Source organism: Photorhabdus caribbeanensis (assembly GCF_018448885.1).
In the GTDB taxonomy this organism is placed as follows: Bacteria; Pseudomonadota; Gammaproteobacteria; order Enterobacterales; family Enterobacteriaceae; genus Photorhabdus; species Photorhabdus caribbeanensis.
Map to the genome: position 1 here is coordinate 1 of NZ_RCWB01000166.1, position 283 is coordinate 283.

A 283-nucleotide genomic window follows, 5' to 3' on the forward strand; every position below is an offset into this window, starting at 1 on the left:
CCCTGCTTCGGCCAGACAAAATGGGCCCGGTGCAGACGGCGGGTACACAGCCAGACGCCGTGTCGGTCCCAGCGCAACACCTTGAGACGGGAGCGGGCCTTATTGCAGAAAACAAAAGCGGCTTCGTCCTGCCAGCGCAGATTCAGTCCCTCCAGGTGCTGGGTCAGGGCATCAATGCCCCGGCGCATGTCGACGGGCTCTCGCACCAGAAAGAGCTGTTGCGGTTTCAGCATCGGGCCAGTACCCGCATCACGTCAGGCAACAGCGTCAATGGACAGGCGAT

At 62.2% G+C, this 283-nt stretch carries 1 protein-coding gene; it reads right to left on the reverse strand.

What is annotated here, in order from left to right; genetic code table 11:
* A partial coding sequence (tnpB, locus tag EAE90_RS23485) for an IS66 family insertion sequence element accessory protein TnpB (protein WP_214055477.1) occupies positions 1-233 on the reverse strand: 233 nt, incomplete at its 3' end.
* Positions 234-283 lie beyond the last annotated feature (50 nt).